Genomic DNA, 18,225 nt, shown 5'->3' with positions numbered 1-18,225 from the left:
GCTGTTAAAAAATCCACCACCCGTCTTTGCTCAATAAGACCTATGACCTCTTCAGAAAACAAATCCGACGAAATTTCGGACGAAGAACGCCAGCACGATTTGAAAGTGAAAGGAACGCCGCTGGACGCTGAAGAAACGGCCGCGACCAAATTTCGCCAAGAAATCGCGTCCAAACAGGCTGGCCTGGATGACTTTGAACCCGAAGAAAATTTGTGGCAGGGAGGTTACAGCCCCAATGCCATGATCGGAACTTGGGTGGTCATGGGGATCGCTAGCATCGCGATATTGATTTTGGCCGCCATGGTGACGCAGCTATCATGGGCTGTTGCACTAGGGCTGATCGTTTTGCTCTGGATCATTGGAGGACTGCTCTACGGCTACCGACGTCTGGGATTTCATTACCAATTGACGACACAGCGATTTATTCACCAGACGGGGATTTTTACCCGCCAGACTGATCGGATCGAAGTGATCGATATTGACGACGTCAGTTACAGCCAGGGGCCGATTCAACGCGCATTTGGCGTTGGTACGATACAGTTGACCGGTAGCGATCGGACGCACCCTACGTTGTCAATGAACGGGATCGCCAAGGTTAAAGAGGTTTCTGGATTGATCGACGACATTCGTCGCGCCGAAAGGCGAAAGCGGAGCCTTCACATCGAGTCGATCTAGATCGTTTAAGATGAAAGGCCTGTCCGTGACTCGTCTCTGGATTGATGGCCAGCGTGGCAGCCTTGTCGATAACACTCGTTTTCTGGAGCCAACGTGGCTGATTGGTTTGTAAAACCTGAAGACTCTGATGCGCCCGAAGCGGTTGTGGGACCACTGAAACCCAACGAGCTTTTGGATTTGGTGCGCAGTGGCGATGTGGTTCCCGAAACTCAGATTCGCAAAGGCGATTCGGCTTGGTTCAGTGCGTCCAGTGTGGGCGGACTCTTTGAAGCCGCGATCCGTCCGACAATCACATGCTACTGTCCCAATTGCAACGCTGCGATTTCCACGCCGCCGACGGTTTGTGCAAAGTGTTTGACCAGCGTTCAGAAAGCGCGTGAAGAGATCGTCGAAAACACGATTCATGTCCGCGGAAATGATGTCGCATCCAACGCTGGCCGTTCTGTCCAGAATTGGTTGAAGAAGAAAGTCCGCAACAAGGACAAAGAGCAATAGATCAACCACGCGATTAAGACAGCCAGGCAGATTCTGTTGTTTTGTCGATGAGGCATCGCGTTCTTGGGTGCGACTGCCCGGCTTTTCTTTTGGTCGTGCGATAAAGCATGAACCTGATCGCGCAAGAAAAAACCTGGTTGTTCCAGCCAAGCGGAACGTCCAGGTTTTGAAATGCTTGCGTCGCCCAAAAGAGCGTCGGTGGCGGATTCGGTTTAGAAGCGAATCTCAGCACCGAAGCTGACGCCGTACACGAAGACTGATTCGTCTATGCGGATGCGTCGTCCCAAGTTAGGCGTCACCACGTTGGTGAATTGATCAGGAACCGTCGCCAATCCAGAGAGGTACCACATCTCGGTGCCACCGCGAACCGATAGCGATTCGCCAAGGTTGTATCGAAGTCCACCGCCGAGTTCAAAGACGCCAGCTAGTTCCGCTTTGTCATCGTGGTTGCGGACGATCGTAGAACCGTTGTTGATGATGTTGACGTCGGCGTCGGCCATGTTGACATAGGCTCCGGCTCGAGCACGGAAATCGGTGTACAGAAAACGTGCAACGGGGTACAGCAGATCCATGCCGACTTGAGCACCAAAGAGCTGGTTGTCAGTCGTGGAATGGATCAATCCGGTTTGTCCGGTGTTGTTTCGACTGGTGTATCCGTAGGCTTCGTCGTAGTCGATGTAGCGAGCACCAATCAACAGTTTGGCGACATCCCAGCCGATCAGAGTTTTGTTCGCTTCCATGCTCCAATAGTCAGCTGTGTAGTTCTGACGTTGGCCGGTTGCGTTGTAGAAAGCACTCAGGTTTCCGGGTGCCAGGGGAGGACGGGTTGCCAGCAGCGTGTTGATTCCGGCAGTGGAATCTGTACGGCTGCCTGACATGTCCCACTCCATGGGGCCGGTGAAAGTGAATTCACAGCCATGCACGCAATCGGGAACTGCGCCCGCCGTGATTCGCATTCCAAATTCAAAATCGAATCCGTTCATGCGAAAATCATCCGCCAATGTAAATCGGCTGTCGCCACGACGCTCCATGAACAAGCCTTCGATCTTCAAAAACTTGTATGGCGTACAAGAACCGCATCCCCAACCACCGCCAGAGACATACTTGCCCATCGATCCGGCACGGTAAGTACCGCAAGAACCACCGCAGCTGCTGCTGCCGCAGGAGTTGCAGCCCGATGTGCAAGCGACTTGTTGAACGTCGGATTGACCGTGAACAGCCGATCCGATCATTCCTCGCATGTTGGACGCTGTTCGTCCGCCAGCGGTTTGCACAGAAGACTTTCGCGACGAATCCGCAGCGGTGCGAACATTCGCCGCCGAAGCGCTCATCACGCGAAAATCCTGGCCGCCGTTGCTGAGCATTTGACCGGCGCTAGTCGTCTTGGCAGTGGGTGCCTGATTGACGTAGCCGAGCAAATTATTCGTGTTGGCATTGCCATACTGAATATTTGCGGTCTGGGCACTGATATCGCCGCTCGCAACAACCGACATCATTGTCGCGATACAAACCACCGCAAGGTGATGCTGACGTTGAAGTAGTTGGCGTGTGATCGTTTGGATCTTCATGATCGAACCTCGTTAACTCTCAATGCGGATTTCGGCCCGCAGGCGGTGGACCAGTATGAATTGGATGGCGACTTAGACGCTCGACCGAAATCTCGCGTGATGATGGACTGTTGCTCGAAGCAAATCGATTCTTAGCGAACCTTGATCTCGTCTCGAACAGGAATCAAGCAGGTCTTGCGAACCATACGAATAATTTTCTTCGCGTCTTCTTCGCTGCCACAGTGGCCCGACACGATCAGTCGATCGCGATACTCTTGAACGCTGACGTTGGCACTCGGAAAAGCGTTGTAAATCGATTGGTTCAGTGTTTGCGTTTTAGTGCCAACACTGCCACCGGTTGCTTCCACCGCATCTTGAACGTGGATTTCAAACATCCGAGCCCGGGTGTGCGAATTTCCTGACGTGTCGGCCCAGACGACCAATCGAGTGATTCCGTTTCCCGTGCCAATCAATTTCAACTGGTTCGGTCCGGTCGCAATCGCTTGACAGACGCTTTTGTCAGTCACGTCGATTCGGCGAACCATGCCACCAATCGTCAGCGAACGCACTTGAGCTTTCGTCAAGTGCAGCTTCGTCAGCTCGGGTGCTTTTCGTTTGACTTGCTTTCTGACTCCAGGAACATTGACAGGCTGAGCCATCTTGACTGAAGCACGCGACGATACGGTCGAGGCAATGGTGCCTTTGCTGGGCGCCAGAGTGATCGCGACCGGAGGAGCATCCACTGCGACGGGAGCTCGATACCGTTTGTGGCTGGAAAGCAACGCTCTGACCGAGGTCGAATTTGCAGATGCCGGTCGCCCAACGATCGGACTGGTGCCGCGAACCGGTGAAGGGATCGCTACAGCGTCGTCGGACATCTCTAGTTTTTGTCGTTGATCGCTCGCTGCCAAATTGAGAGGCTCCAAGCCGATTGGTTCCGCCACAGCGACGATCCCTTGGTTGGCTTGGGAATCCAACTTGCTAATCACAACTGGCTTGACCGTTTTGTTGGCCAGACCTTTGGCCTCTTGATCACTTGGCGATTGAATCGACTGTTCGATTCTGGCCGTTTCAGTCGTCGAAGCCTTGCTCGCTGCAGTCGTGCCAGGCGAAGGCGTGCCCGATGAATCGGACATCGACATGAAGACCGGGACGCTCTCAGGCTCTTCGGTGGGAGCTTCGGAGATCGGCATGACGACCGATTCGGCCGGCTTCAAGGGCGTTGCAGTTTCGCTACTCGCCACTTCTTGCACCACGGGCGGTGTGATCAATGCCGAATCTACCACTGCCTTTTCGATTGGGGTCGCGATTGGTTGGGACGCAACGACGGCAACCGGAGCAGGTTTCGCTGGAAGACTGAGCACTGGTTCTGGCGAATGAACAGGTGGAGGACTCTGAACCAAGATCGATCGATGAACCCGTTCTGCGACAGGCTGAGTCACTTGCAGAATTGGCAATGAATCGACCGGAGCCATCGTCATTCGGATCGAAGTTTCGGGCTTGGCCGAAATCGATTCGCCACGCGGCGCCATTACTAGCTCTTCCAATTCGCCGTTGGGCAAACTGACGTCTACCAAATCAGCATTGTCGTGATGCTGCGACTGAATCAAAGGGTTGTCTTGAACGCCAGCGACCGGTGGTGTTTCGATTTTGACACTGCGCGGACGAACCTGGACGGGCTTTCCGCTGCCAATAGGTTGCAAGCCGATGACTGCTCCAGCTGATTTCAACCGGACTGCCGGTTGCATTTGGCTGGACGCCAGCGTGACGTTTTCTTGGCGGATCGGGCGAAGCTCGGGTTCGCAGAACGGATTGTCGTAGATTTCATGATTTGAAACCTGCTGAACAGGATCGCCAGCTAGTAGCGGCGATGCACCGGCGTGGTCCGCGGAGTCACCCGCATGCTGTGCCGGCAACGGCAGTGGTGGCAAGGTTAGCTTGGACCCAGGTTGGGAGTCGTCCGCCATCACCAAAGGTGTTGACAACAACATCAACGAAGCCGCCAACGCTCGACGGCGCCCGTTGGTGAGAATGTGCGAACGAACCATTCGCCATTTTTTGGGTCGGTTAATCATCTTCATTGGGTCACGCATGCCGCGTCCTTGCGTCCTTGCAGTAGGGACGATGCACCCCCCTTGGCACACCGTCCAATGAACAGTGCTCGCGCACCAGAGCATCGGATGCAATTACTATCGGATACGGATTGCCCTGACATTAACGATTTTGTCGGTCCAACGTCTTGTAGCAATGATGCGCAACATCGCTGTTGTTCGGAATCGAACGATCGTAGCGTGCCAGATCGGCACAGAACTTATCGAGGAAACCGACGACAAATCGCGGGAAATACCAGCGTTAAAACGCGGCTTGCAAAGCTAACGGGTGCCGGTTAGACGGCTTTGCGACGCGTCGCCTCGAACGCTAGCACGGCAGCGGAGACGGAGATGTTTAAGCTATCAACGTGCCCGTGCATCGGAATTCGTACGCCATGCACTTCGCTTTCACCGACGGATTGCCAACGATCTTGCAGCCCACTGGATTCGTTACCAAGGACAATTGCCAACGGGGTTGATAGATCGGCGTCTCCCATTTCGGACGATGATTCCACACGCGCTGCCAGCACGCGAATGGAATGCTTCTGCAAGAACACTTGCACGTTTTCGATGCTGTCCGAAACAGCCGGAACCGTGAACACCGCGCCCAGGCTACTGCGAATCGAATTGGGGTTGAACAGATCGCTTTGGCAATCGCTCATCAAAACGGCATCAACACCCGCCCCATCCGCACACCGAAACACTGCACCGATGTTGCCCGGTTTTTCGATGCGGTCCAGCACCAGTATCAGTGGCGAATCAGAAAACACTAAATCGTCTAGTTTGCGATCGGGTTCGATAAATTCAGCCACGACACCACGCGGCGACTGACCGAAACTGATTTTTTCCATCACGGCGGCGCTGACAACTTGAACTGGCGTGCCGATCAACGATTCGGCTTGTGCGGCGTCCTGCTGCAGTACATAGGCTCCCACCAATTCCAGTTTCGCATCGCTTGCACGCTGTGCTTCACGCCATCCATCGACAATAACGCGGCGGCTTCGACGACGATTCCGATTATCACGAAGTCGCACCAGCCGACGGACGGTCGGATTGGACGTGCTCTGCAAAGGGGGACGATCGTTTTCTGCCATCGTTTCTCTGTTATCTTAGAACGCTGAAATTCCTCCTAAATCCTACACTTTGACCCGACCAGACTTACATGCCCCCAACTTTGGAATGTAGCCAGGTACAGAGCCGGCGCGACCAACGTGAATTCATCGATCTAGAAAAAGAGATCTATCGCGATGATCCAAATTGGGTGCCTCCGCTGTGGTACGACCTTCGTGAGCGAGTGGGTTTTAAAAAACACCCGTTCTACGACAATGCCGATGCAAGATCGTTTGTCGTGCGGCGCGATGGTCGCGTGGTCGGTCGCGTGGCTGCGATCGTCAATCACGCTCACAACCGCTATCACGATGAGAAACGCGGCTTCTTTGGTTTTTACCAATGTTACGATGATATCGAAGCCAGCAATTTGTTGCTTTCGACCGCTTGTGCTTGGCTGAAAGGTCAAGGCATGACGGATGTTCGTGGGCCAGCCAATCCGAGTCTCAATTACGAAGTGGGATTGTTGGTCGAAGGATTCGATACGCCGCCGACGTTTTTGATCTCCTACAACTGCGAATACTACGGTCGACTGATCGAAGCGTTTGGGTTCGAGAAAGTACAAGATCTGTACTGCTACGACGCCAGTATCCATCAGCTGGATACGTTGGATCCCAAGATGAAGTTTGTGATCGAAGAAGCCACTCGGCGTTTCAAAGTCGAGTGTCGACCACTCAGCCGCAAGAATTTCACGAAAGACGTTTTCACTTTTCTGGACATCTACAACCAGTCGCTTCAGCAAACTTGGGGCTATGTCCCCATGAGCGAAGCGGAGATCAAGCATCAGGCGACCGGGCTGAAACATTTGATCGTGCCGGAGCTGACCAGCATCGCTGAGATCGATGGCCGCCCGGTCGGTTCGGGATTTGGGTTGCTGGATTACAACCCGATTGTCAAGCAAATCGGGGGCAACCTGTTCCCCTTTGGCTGGCTCAAAATTCTAACCGGAAAGAAAAAGCTGAAGCGACTGCGGATGATTAGTACCAATGTGTTGCCGGAATACCAAAAATGGGGGCTCGGCCTCGTCACACTCGCTCGGATGATGCCCGGTGCGATCGAGTATGGAATCGAAGTCGGAGAGTTTTCCTGGATCCTAGAGAGCAACTCGCTTTCTTGGGGCACGGTCGAGCGTGGCGGAGCGGTACGAACCAAAGTCCAGCGAATTTATGACCGTTCCCTCAGCGACATCACCGCCGAATGATTTTCGGGATCAGTACCGGCAAAGATGCCAACGAGGTCGCTGCCAACCAGGACGCTGCAAAGAGAGCCTGCTAGTCAGTCGGGTATGGGCGGATCATACTCGGGTGTTCCATTTGGCGTCTCCTTTCAGGTCCTTGATTTTCTATGCCGTCCAGCAGAGCCGTCATCACGGGGTTAGGCATCGTGTCTGCGATCGGTATCGGTTGCGACGAGTACTTTGACGCGTTGCTAAATGGGCAGTCGGGCGTCCGATCTTTGGCCGAGCGAACCGACGAAGGTGCCAAGCCAAGCGATGAACCCGCCGATCTGGCAAGTGCCCATGCCGGGCTTTGGATTGGTGCGCCGATCATCGATTTCGATCCCAAGCAATACGTGCGACCGCGGAAGGCACTCAAGGTGATGTGCCGAGAAATTCAAACCGCATTTGCTGCGTCGCAATTGGCGATCGAAAAGGCCGGATTGGAATCATCACTGCCTGCGTCAGCCGATTCGCCGATCACGCCCTCGCGCGTCGGTACTGTTTTCGGTGGAGAAATGTATTTTGGTCCACCAGAAGACATGGTCGAACCGATCCAAGAATGCATCGAAAGCGACGGCCAAATCAAAGTAGGCAAGTTCGGTGCGGCGGCGCGGCGCGGCGTGATGCCGTTGTGGATGTTGAAGTATTTGCCGAACATGCCGGCGTGCCACATCGGAATTTCTGTTAACGCACATGGACCAAATAACTCGCTTATCTTGGGCGACGTGTCGGGACCTGCTGCATTAATCGAAGCAATCTCGTACCTCAATCGTGATCTTTGCGATGTCGTGATCACAGGAGCGACGGGAACGCTGATTAACTCGACTCGCATGAACTACCGAAACGATTTGCCTTTGCCAAAGGTTGCGGATCCTATCGCGAATAGCTCGCGCCCCCATTCGCTTGATTCACAAGGCGTTGTCGGTGGCGAAGCAGCGACAGGCATGGTGGTTGAAACGGCCGAGCATGCAAGTCAGCGTGGTGCCGCGGTGGTTGCTCAGATTGTGGCTTGTGTTTCTCGATTTTCGCCAGCTGAGGTGATGTCGCATGGAGACCGACAAAGTTCACAGAACGGAAGCGTCGGTCGAGGTTCAGCGGCAGCGATTCGTTTGGCGATCGATGCGGCTTTCAAACAAGCGGGCATCTCTGCCGAACAAATCGGTCTGATTGTCAGTCACGGTAGTGGTGACGCCGAACTGGACGCCGCCGAACGAACGGCGCTCGCGACCGATCTTCAGTCCGTGCCAATGATCGCGCCGATGGCATCGGTCGGGCATACCGGTGCAGCGAGCGGCGCGATCGGAATCGCAACTGCAGCAATGGTGATTCAACGGCAACTGATCCCTCCCCCACTTTCCGCTGACGGCGCAAACGACGTGAATTTGCAATCCAAAGCCACTGCCTTGGAGAAAGAATTCGTGCTGTGTCTGGCTCACACGCCCGAGGGAAATGCGACCGCGGTGATTTTGAATGCACCGTCTCTTTAGTTGCCAATTGCGTGGCGTTTGCACGACGTCTGCCTCTCCATTTGAGTGAAAAGCCGACGCTGAGGGCTGGTAGAGTTTGTGGATCAGGACGTCCGCGATGACTTTGCGTGTTAGTACACAGGTTGCGTTTGTACAGGTTCCTCTCTGCTTGCAATTGTTGTTCGGAGTTTTCGTATCTTGTGGGTTGAACTGCGGGCGCCCGCACTGTCGATAGAACTGGAGCTTGTCGTGCCACTGCTCTAACGTTCACTGTTATAGAAACCAATCACGGATGATTGCTTCTCGTTATCGAACGATTCCGTCCTATCGCAACGCGATCGGATCTCCACGAGCGGGCGTATTGACTGCGCATCGATCTTCAAGATCGCTAATCTCGCGAATTCGGCTCGAAACAGATGGTGTGCGGCTTTTCAGCCAGCAGGCAATGATCGATCAGTACGCCTTGCTTCGTCAGCGTGTTGCTGCGGGAGAGCCGGTGACATCGCTGGACATCGTTTGTCGCTGCTACGCATTGGCAACGGAGGCGATGCGCCGCGCCAAAGGAATGGTCTACTACGACGCGCAGTTGTTGGGCGGACTTGTCTTGGCAGTCGGCGCGATTGCGGAGATCCAAACTGGTGAAGGCAAGACCATCACGACGGGGTTGCCAGCAATACTGCATGCCTTGAATGGTAAAGGCGTCCATGTTTCGACCACCAACGATTATCTCTCCGCGCGAGATCACGAAGAGCTCCAAGGTGTCTTCTCGCAACTTGGGTTGACCAGTGGCTTGCTTGAATCTCAAGGTCCCGTTCCCGATAAGATTGCTGCTTACGCGTGCGACATCACTTACGGTCCAGGCTACGAATTTGGTTTTGATTTCTTAAAGGACCAGCTCGCCATCCGATCTCGATTCAAGGAGCCGATGGGCGAACGGTTCTTGCGATCATTGCAAGGTGTCGCAATCAATACGGCTCCGCTGACTCAGCGTGGGCACGCCTTTGCGATTGTTGACGAAGCCGACAGTGTCTTGATTGATGAAGCGACCACGCCTCTGATCATGAGCGGTGGAAATCACGGCATTCGGACTTCGCCCAGCCTGTTTGCGTTCGCCAAGGATGTCGCCGATTCGCTTGGCGATGCTGATTTTCAAGTCGAACGCGAACGCAAGCGAATCACTTTGACCGATGCGGGCTGGGCATCGATTCATGAATCGTATGCCCAGCGTCCACCGGGTCGATTGTCACGCCAATGGTCCAAGCTAATCGAGAATTCGCTTCGTGCGACTCACATTCTGGTGCGCGACGTCGACTACGTCATCCAAAATCAAAAGGTCATGATCGTTGACCAAAACACCGGACGAATTCACGACGAGAGAACGTGGAGCAGCGGTTTGCATCAAGCCGTCGAAATGAAGGAATCAGTTCCGCTGACTCCCGAAAACGAAACTCAGGCTCGTATCACTCGCCAACGCTACAGCGGCTTTTATTCCGGGATGTGCGGGCTGACGGGAACCGCATCGGGCGGCGAGTCTGAACTTCGCACTTTCTACGCGTTGCCAGTCGTTCGCATCGATACACATCGACCCTGCATTCGCAAAACACTGCCCACGCGTAGTTTCGCCGATTTTCGCGCCAAATTCGAAGCGATCGCGGACGATACAGCGTCCAGGCGGCAGTCGGGGCAGGCGGTTCTGATTGGCACCCGCACGATTCTGGAAAGCAATCAGCTGAGCGAGCTACTGACGCGCAAACAGGTCAAGCATGTTGTCCTCAACGGTACCCAGAGCGAAGACGAAGCGGACTTGATCGCCAAGGCGGGCGCGGCGGGATCGGTCACTGTCGCGACAAATATGGCGGGTCGCGGCACCGACATTCGGCTCAGTGACATGGTCAAACAAGCAGGTGGACTGCATGTCGTTGCGACTGAATTTCACCACTCCAAGCGTGTTGATCGACAGCTGGTGGGGCGTGCGGCACGGCAGGGAGACCCTGGCAGTTGCCAGTTTTTTGCTTCGGCAGAGGACGAACTCATTGCCGCGAATGCTCCTGATCTGGCAGCCCGGATGACGAAAGCCGCCGACGAACAGGGACAGTGCCGGGGCGATTTTCATGATGCGATTTCGCGAGTCCAGTCGCGAGTGGAACGACGCGCCTTTCAATCGCGTCAAGAAATGGTCGAGTACGACGATTGGCTGGAATCCGTCCAGTCTTCTTTGGCACGCAGCGCGTAACCTCTTTTCAAATTTGTCCAAAGACTGGATCTGATATGAGTCAACAAACCAGCCAACAGTCCCAAAGTTCTTTCGTTCCTAGAACGATCGCGATGCTCGCTGTTTGCGTTGCGTGTGTTTCGGCGATCGGTGCGACGCGCAGCGAAAATCCGACGCGCAGCCGCCAACCGATGCAGTATGAAGGTTTCACGGAACCGATCCGCAAGATCCGTGTTGCTGGCTCCGAATCAGCCAGAATCTCCGAAGTGATGGCGGAACGAGGTGCCAGCGTGCGTCAGGGCGAAACCTTGATGCTGTTGGATTCCAACGTGCTAAACGCGTCACGTCGCATCGCCAAGGCAAGGGCTGAGAACTCTTCGCGTATCGAAGCTCTCCGCGTCGAAGCGGAGATGAAAGAGGTGCGTCTTGCAAAACTGCAGAAATTGTATGATAGCGGAGCGGGTAGCCCAGAAGAAACTCGCCGCGCCAAGGCAGATGCTCGTGTTGCGCAATTGAACGTGCAGTCGGCCATCGAAGATCAACGTTTGGCAGAGTTGGAACTAGCCGAGATCGAAGCCCGAATCGAACAACGCCGCGTTTGCAGTCCCATCACCGGCGTGATCACCGAAGTGCTGAAGGAAACGGGCGAGTACGTTTCTTTGAACGAACCACAAGTGGCCACTGTCGTGCAGCTAGATTCGTTGCGAGTGACATTCTTTGTCCCCACCGGATTGGCCCGTCGATTGGCCGACCGTTCAGCAGATCAGGCAACCGCCGACCAAACGCTGCAGCTTGTTATACCCAGCGACCTTCCGCACGAAGAAAGCCAACAATTGATCGGCCAGATCGAATACATCGGCGCGGTCACCGAAGCGGACAGTGGCCGCGTGCGTTTAGATGTTTTGATCGAAAACCGTGACGGTCGTTATCGCAGCGGCGTGCGATGCGTTTTCGCCGCTCAGTGAATTCGCGTTTAGTGATTTCACGCCTCTTGATTTCAGTCGACGGCAATCATCCAAGATTCAACCACCATGCAACCATCCACCAAAACCGCTGCTGGCCCTTCGCCGAAATTGGTCGTGCATAGTGCGCATCGCAATGCAAGTAGCTCTCAAAAAACAGCCCAAGCAGATCAAGAAGAGCTGCAGGCGACCGCGCAAATCCAACGTCGGCTCGCAGAACTAACGCAGTCGGGGGCAAGCGTGTCGGATTTGGCGGCTGGCTGTTTGCAAATGCAAGCCGAGCGTAGCAATGTGATCGGTAGTCTGTTGTTGTCCAAAGGGCCGACAGGTATCAGCATTGGACACCGAGTGCTAAAGGACGCTGCCATTGACTTAAAGGCGATTAGTAAATGGTTGTTCCCGCGAGTCGAACATGCCTTGGCGGCGAATTCGACGTTGGTCGCATCGGTGCCCAAGGCGGGGTTCGAGTGCATTGTGGTGCCAACCGAAGTGCAAAGCTTGTGCGCGATGGTGACCATCGTGCAAGCGCCGCTGTCGGTCAAACAGCGCAGCTTGGAACTCGCGATCGGACAACTGCAATCGACTTTCTTAAGCTCAATCGCCAACCGTGAAAAGTCCTTGTCGGCGACCAGCCAGATGCGCACTACGGCATCGACTTTGGAATTGGTCATGCGAACGCAGCAGGCGGCCACGATCGAAGAGGCTTGTACGAATGCCGTCGTCGATCTGAAAGAACATTGGAAGTGCGATCAGGTTTTTATCGGGCTCTGCGGTGATCGATCGAACTGCAAAATGGTTGCAGCGTCCGATGTTGCAATCATCGACGGTAATGCTGAATCCACGATGCTGATGAAAAATGTGCTAGACGAATGTCTGGGCCGTGAAGCCTGGGGCGCGTGGCCGCCTCTGCCCGGCGCTGAACCGCATCAGCTGCTGGCGCACAAACAACTTGCCAGACGCGATTCCCTGGTCATCAGCACACCGCTAACGACCGGCGACGGCAAAGCGGTAGGCGCGCTGGCCATGGTGGGGCGTCGCGAAATGGCGACCATCCCAAATTTGCAACATTTTGTTTCTGCCGTTGGGGAGCCACTGGGGACAACGTTGGAGACGGTCCGCCAGAAGCAACGGGGACGGATTAATCGCGCGCTGCGAACCATCACTTCTAACAAGCATCGGCTGAAATTTGCCGCGGCCGTCTGTGGCGTGGTTGGGCTGGCCGCAGTGCTCTGCATGCCGTGGACTTACACGATTACCTGCCAAAGCTTGATCGAGCCCGTTGAGCGTCGATTCTGTGTCGCACCGCATGATGGGCTTTTGCAAAACACTCTCGCCGAACCGGGCGAAGTCGTCGATCAGGGGCAATTACTGGCCAGAATGGATGGGCGCGAAATCTTGTGGGAGTTGGCGGGCGTTTCCGCTGAAAAGAGTCGCGCGGCCAAGAAACGTGACACTCATTTGGCGAAGCACGAAACTCCAGAGGCCTTGATGGCGGACTTGGACCGGCAACGATTGGAGAATCAAGAGTCGTTGTTGGAATTTAGAGAATCGCACTTGGAGATGAGTAGCCCGATCAACGGCATTGTGCTTTCGGGCAGTCTGGATCGGCGTGAGAATTTCCCGGTCAGCAAGGGACAAGTTCTGTACGAGATCGCGCCGCTGGACAACCTTCGCATCGAAGTGGCAATTCCGGCGGATGAAATCATGCACGTCGAAGTCGGCGATCAAGTCAGTGTGTATTTCGATGGCTTCGGTACAAGTGCAGTCGACGGTGTCATCGACCGACTTCGACCGCGTGCGGAGATTCGCGGGGCGGAGAATGTCTTTATCGCCGAAGTAACCGTCGCCAACGACAAGCTTGGGCTGCGGCCTGGAATGGAAGGCCGCGCAAAGGTCAAGACTGACTCTCGATCGGTCGCATGGATCGCGTTTCACCGGGCCATCGAACAAACTCGCGCCGCATTGCCTTGGTAAGAAATGATGAACCTATCAGATCCTGACGCATCGCAGCACGAAACCGAACAACACGTCGCGTACGAGATCATGGCGATGATGCCGCGCGTACGCGACAATATCAGCGTCAGCGTCCAAACTTACGCGGGCGAAACCTGTTACGTAATTGAAGACAAGATCAGCAGTAAATTCTATCGATTGGGACTTGCCGAATACACGTTTGTGTCGCTGTTGGACGGTGACACGACGATTGCAGAGGCCATGGGGCGAACCGCATCGGTCTGTGGTGCGGACGCTCTTAGCGAACGCGAAACCGGCACTCTTTGCAAATGGCTACTCGATTCGGGGATCGCGACGACATCGCAATCGCGCAGTGCTACGCGGCAAACCGAATCAAGGGACAAAGATTCGCAAAAAAAAGTGCTCGGAAAAGCAAACCCGATCATGCAAAAACTGCCGCTCGTGAACCCAATGCCCTTGCTGCGACCAATCGATGGGGTCAGTCGGCAAGTTTTCAGTTGGTTCGGTGCAGTGATCTGGTCTGTTGTCGTGACCTACGGTGCCTACCAACTCTGGTCGCACTGGGATCAGTTCAGCCAAGCCGGGCAAGGTTTGCTATCGTCATCGAATTGGGTTTGGCTATTGGCATCTTGGGTCGGATTGAAATTGATCCACGAAATGAGTCACGCGATGGCTTGCCGCAAGTACAACGGCAATGTTCGCGAAGCCGGTCTGGTGTTTATCGTGTTAGCGCCGATGCCGTACGTCGATGTGACAAGTATTTGGAAGTTGGATTCCAAGTGGAAACGGATTTTGGTTTCGGCTGCTGGCATGTACGCCGAGATCTTTGTTGCGGCGGTTGCGGCGATCATTTGGTGCAACACCTTCGATCCCTTAGTCAAACAGCACTGTGTCAATGTCATCGTGACGGCCACTTTGGTGACGGTGTTGTTCAATGCGAATCCGTTGATGCGATTCGACGGCTACTACATTTTGTCCGATGCGATCGAGATGCCAAACTTGGCGACTCACGGTCGTCAGTGGATGGCGTACTTCATGCGTCGGTATTTCATGGGCGTGCAAGTCAAATGCCCGCAATGGCCAGAAGGCAAGCACGCTATCGTCGTTGTCTACGCGATTCTGTCATTCGTCTGGCGGATATTGATCACGGTATCGATTGCGATCACCGCCGAAGTTTTGTTTCACGGCGCGGGTGTCGTCTTGGCTGTAACGTCACTTTTAGTCGGCATCGCGATTCCACTCTACCGATCGATCAATACGTTGACAAAAACGAAACAAGCCAGCTACGCCCGGATGCTATTGATCAGCGGTTTGGGGGCTGCCTGTCTGTGGGGAGCTTGGTCGGTCGTTCCGTGGTACTCGCAAGCAAGGGTACCGGTGGTGGTCGACTACCATCCCGCCGAAGAAATTCGCTGCGGCGTCAGTGGTTTTCTGGTTGAAAACGCAGTTCGGGTCGGCGACCGAGTTAAGAAGGGACAAGTCCTAGCGGTGCTTTCAAATCGTGAGTTGGAAATCGAAGCCGATAACTTGCGTTTGCAGATCGAACAGTCTTTGCAAAGGGCTCGCGACTACCGCGTTGATGGCGCTATTGCAGCTGTTCAAGTTGAATGGCGAAATCGTCATTCGTTAGAGACGCGAGCCGATCAAGTTCGTCAGCAGATTGTTTCGTTGCGAGTTGTCGCTCCCAGCGACGGTATCATTGCGGAAAGCGACATCGAGAGTCGGCGCGGAACTGTACTGAAAGCCGGTGACCGAATGTTCGTGATGGGCACGAACGATCGCGAGATGATTTATGGGCTGATCGATCAACGTGACATCGATGCGTTTCGCGATCGAGATGGCGAATCGATTGACATTCACGTTTGGGGAACGGGTAGAGAATCGTTTCAAGGTACCGTGCGACGAGTGCTTCCACGTGCATCGACCGATCTGAAACATGCCGCCTTGGGCGCTCACGTGGGTGGTCCGCTCACCGTTCAGCCCAAAGTTCAAAAGGGTGAACAGCACGGCGACCAAGTGGAGTTGGTGCAACCACGCTTTCCAATCTTGATTGACTTCGCCGGCTGTGAATCTGAGGCGGTTTTGCCTGGCCAATCTGGCTACGCCACGCTTCACTACCGCAGCGGAACCATTGGGCAGATCGCGGTCGACGCGGTTCGACTTTGGATTCGAACAAAGCGTCAAATGATGTCAGAAACAAGACAATCCGCACAAGCAAAATGCTTGCAATTGAACGACCATTTGTTCACCAATCGTTTGGCAAGATAGCACCGAACCATTCCGATGTTCTAAATGCCAGGTAGACGTATGCCCACTTAGCCTGGGCAATGTATCCCCACACTTTCAAGGATGAATAGTGTTTTACGACCTTATCAAAAATTCGTGCAATCGCACATTCGGCAGGCTGGCAATCGCCACCATCGCGTTGTCGACTTCCGTGTCCGCGCAACAACCGCAAGGACGCGGGGCGAGTGTTGCCGACTACGATCAATTGCAACATGTTAACCAAACGATCGACGCCGAGCTGGCCTCCCCCACTCAAGTCCAGTTTGATTCGGGCTGGTGGCAACCGCTGGTTTCGCGGCCGATTCGCAACGACCAACCGCAGCTGATTCTCAGCTTGGACGAAACACTTGTTCGGGCGCTGGAAAATTCCAAACAGATCAAAGTGTTCAGCGAGCTCCCGTTGATTCGCGAAACCGCGGTCATCGAAGCCGACGCTGCGTTTGACTGGACGGCGTACATGGAAGGCCGCTGGGACGACAACAACGACCCGATCGGGAACTCGTTGACAGCTGGAGCTGGGATTCAGTTTTTTGAAGACGAGAATCTGTCCGGACGCGCGGGCATGCGACGTCGGACACGTAGCGGTGGTCAGTTGGATGTCAATCAGCAGTTGGGGCATCAACGTACCAATTCAACGTTCTTCGTGCCCAATCCTCAGGGAACAGCACGGCTGAACGTCAGCTTCACACAGCCGCTTTGGCGCGGCCGGGGGCAGGTCTACAACACAAGCCTGGTTCTGTTGGCTCAGATTGACAAGTCCGTTTCGGATGACGAATTCAATCGCCAGATTCAATCGCACTTGCTTGAAGTCGCTCGATCCTACTGGGCACTTTACTTGGAACGCGCGGTTCTGTATCAAAAAATCAATTCGTACGTGCGCGGCAAAGAAGTCTTTGATCGGCTGAACAGTCGTCGCGACATTGATGCTCAAGCCAACCAAATCGTCAGTGCTGAAGCATCGCTAAAACAGCGCGTTTCAGAATTGGTCCGTGCTCGCGCGGCTGTCAAAAATGCCGAGTCTCGGCTGCGGTCTTTGGTCAACGACGATTCGCTGATGGAGAACGAACTGATTCCTTCGGATCAGCCCAGCTTTGAGAGCCTACCGGTTGATTTGAATCAATCCGTCACGGTTGCGTTTCAAATGCGTCCGGAATTGGAGCAGGCCATTAAGAACATAAAAGCCGCTTCGGTTCGGTTGAACATGGCCAAGCATGAATTGCTGCCAGTACTGAATCTGATCACCGATGGCTACTTGAGCGGTCTGGCCGGAAGCGGCGACGTCGGCAAAGCGTTTGGAAATGAGTGGTCCAAAGGCCGTCCTAGCTACGGAATCGGATTGCAGTATGAGTTTCCGGTGTGTAATCGGGCCGCCGAAGCTCGGCACCGTCGCCGCCAGTTGGAAATCCGCCAGCTGAGGAACCAGTACTGCACCACGCTGGAAACTGTGCGACTGGAAGTGGAGGTTGCTGTTCGCGAATTTCAGACTTCCGAAACAGAGCTTTCGACCAAACAACAAGCGATGAAAGCGCGAGCCGCGCAGCTGGATGCACTCACGCAGCGCTGGGAACAATTGCCCGGCGAAGACGTGACGGCAAGCTTGGCTCTGGAAAACCTACTGTTGTCCCAGGACCGTTTGGCTCAATCCGAATTTGACTACCTGCAGTCGCAGTTGACATTCAAACTTTCGATTTTCAACCTCAAGCGTGCGATGGGCACGCTAATGAAAAACGAGAACGTTTCCGTTGGCAGAACAAGCTCTTGTGGGCTGCCTCAGCAGATTGTCGACAAGCCAAGGCACTCACAGCATCAGGCGCACGTTGAGTATCAAAGTGATCTGCCAAGTGACCAGGGTGCTGTGAACCAGTCGCCCACGCCCATTACGACACTGGTTGCAGCGCCACTTGCTGCACCGCCACAGCCGATCGCAGTTCCTGCCGCGATGAAGCCGGTCAACGTGGCACCGATCAATTATTCGCCGTAGTTGCACGCCGCGACCACTCCGCTCATCCCGAACGAATGTTCTCACGCTAAATGCCGGGCAGCACTCGGCGGTCCGATGGTGCAGTCGTGGTCAATAAATCGCACTCACTTTGTGTCTGATCAGATTGAGCGATCAGCAATTCCCCACGTGAACAAACAACAAAGTCACGCTTTCATTATCCCCGTCGGTTCGCACTGGATGGCCATTTTTG

At 54.5% G+C, this 18,225-nt stretch carries 12 protein-coding genes; 9 read left to right on the top strand and 3 right to left on the bottom strand.

The window, feature by feature from the left end; all coding sequences use genetic code 11:
* Window positions 1-42 precede the first annotated feature (42 nt).
* Together K239x_RS24145 and K239x_RS24140 are read left to right on the top strand one after the other, a co-directional pair.
* A complete protein-coding gene (locus tag K239x_RS24145) occupies window positions 43-675 on the top strand; it encodes a PH domain-containing protein (protein WP_145420891.1) in 633 nt (210 codons plus the stop codon).
* 93 nt (window positions 676-768) lie between these two features.
* Complete coding sequence (locus K239x_RS24140; RefSeq protein ID WP_419189342.1) at window positions 769-1,170, top strand: DUF4339 domain-containing protein; 402 nt, start codon at window positions 769-771, stop codon at window positions 1,168-1,170.
* A gap of 212 nt (window positions 1,171-1,382) precedes the next feature.
* Here the strand turns inward: K239x_RS24140 and K239x_RS24135 are convergent, their stop codons facing one another.
* From K239x_RS24135 to K239x_RS24125, 3 genes are all read right to left on the bottom strand, one after another.
* Window positions 1,383-2,738, bottom strand: coding sequence for a hypothetical protein (locus K239x_RS24135; protein WP_145420890.1), 1,356 nt, complete (start codon window positions 2,736-2,738; stop codon window positions 1,383-1,385).
* A 131-nt stretch (window positions 2,739-2,869) separates the two neighbouring features.
* On the bottom strand, window positions 2,870-4,810 hold the full coding sequence (locus tag K239x_RS24130) for a pilus assembly protein N-terminal domain-containing protein (RefSeq protein ID WP_419189341.1): 1,941 nt from the start codon (window positions 4,808-4,810) through the stop codon (window positions 2,870-2,872).
* A gap of 293 nt (window positions 4,811-5,103) precedes the next feature.
* A complete protein-coding gene (locus K239x_RS24125) occupies window positions 5,104-5,901 on the bottom strand; it encodes a TrmH family RNA methyltransferase (RefSeq protein WP_145420888.1) in 798 nt (265 codons plus the stop codon).
* A 68-nt stretch (window positions 5,902-5,969) separates the two neighbouring features.
* Between K239x_RS24125 and K239x_RS24120 the strand changes: the two genes are divergently transcribed.
* The 7 genes from K239x_RS24120 to K239x_RS24090 all read left to right on the top strand — a co-directional run bounded on the left by K239x_RS24120 (window position 5,970) and on the right by K239x_RS24090 (window position 18,014).
* Entirely contained in the window at window positions 5,970-7,115 is a 1,146-nt protein-coding gene (locus tag K239x_RS24120) for an N-acetyltransferase (RefSeq protein ID WP_145420887.1), read from the top strand.
* A gap of 143 nt (window positions 7,116-7,258) precedes the next feature.
* Window positions 7,259-8,620, top strand: a complete 1,362-nt coding sequence (locus tag K239x_RS24115; RefSeq protein WP_145420886.1) for a beta-ketoacyl-[acyl-carrier-protein] synthase family protein — start codon at window positions 7,259-7,261, stop codon at window positions 8,618-8,620.
* Between the two features lie 271 nt (window positions 8,621-8,891).
* Window positions 8,892-10,832 (top strand): preprotein translocase subunit SecA, encoded by a 1,941-nt coding sequence (locus tag K239x_RS24110; RefSeq protein ID WP_145420885.1) that lies wholly within the window; start codon window positions 8,892-8,894, stop codon window positions 10,830-10,832.
* Window positions 10,833-10,867: 35 nt separating this feature from the next.
* Complete coding sequence (locus tag K239x_RS24105) at window positions 10,868-11,776, top strand: efflux RND transporter periplasmic adaptor subunit (protein WP_145420884.1); 909 nt, start codon at window positions 10,868-10,870, stop codon at window positions 11,774-11,776.
* Window positions 11,777-11,842: 66 nt separating this feature from the next.
* Window positions 11,843-13,747: an efflux RND transporter periplasmic adaptor subunit gene (locus K239x_RS24100; RefSeq protein ID WP_145420883.1), complete on the top strand. Its 1,905-nt coding sequence runs from the start codon at window positions 11,843-11,845 to the stop codon at window positions 13,745-13,747.
* A 3-nt stretch (window positions 13,748-13,750) separates the two neighbouring features.
* A complete protein-coding gene (locus K239x_RS24095; protein ID WP_145420882.1) occupies window positions 13,751-16,015 on the top strand; it encodes an HlyD family efflux transporter periplasmic adaptor subunit in 2,265 nt (754 codons plus the stop codon).
* Window positions 16,016-16,103: 88 nt separating this feature from the next.
* Window positions 16,104-18,014: a TolC family protein gene (locus K239x_RS24090; RefSeq protein ID WP_419189340.1), complete on the top strand. Its 1,911-nt coding sequence runs from the start codon at window positions 16,104-16,106 to the stop codon at window positions 18,012-18,014.
* Window positions 18,015-18,225 lie beyond the last annotated feature (211 nt).

This window comes from Stieleria marina, assembly GCA_007741555.1.
Classification (GTDB): Bacteria; Planctomycetota; Planctomycetia; order Pirellulales; family Pirellulaceae; genus K23-9.
Note: the sequence above shows the minus strand (reverse complement) of the source record. Positions and strands in the feature narration are given on the sequence as shown.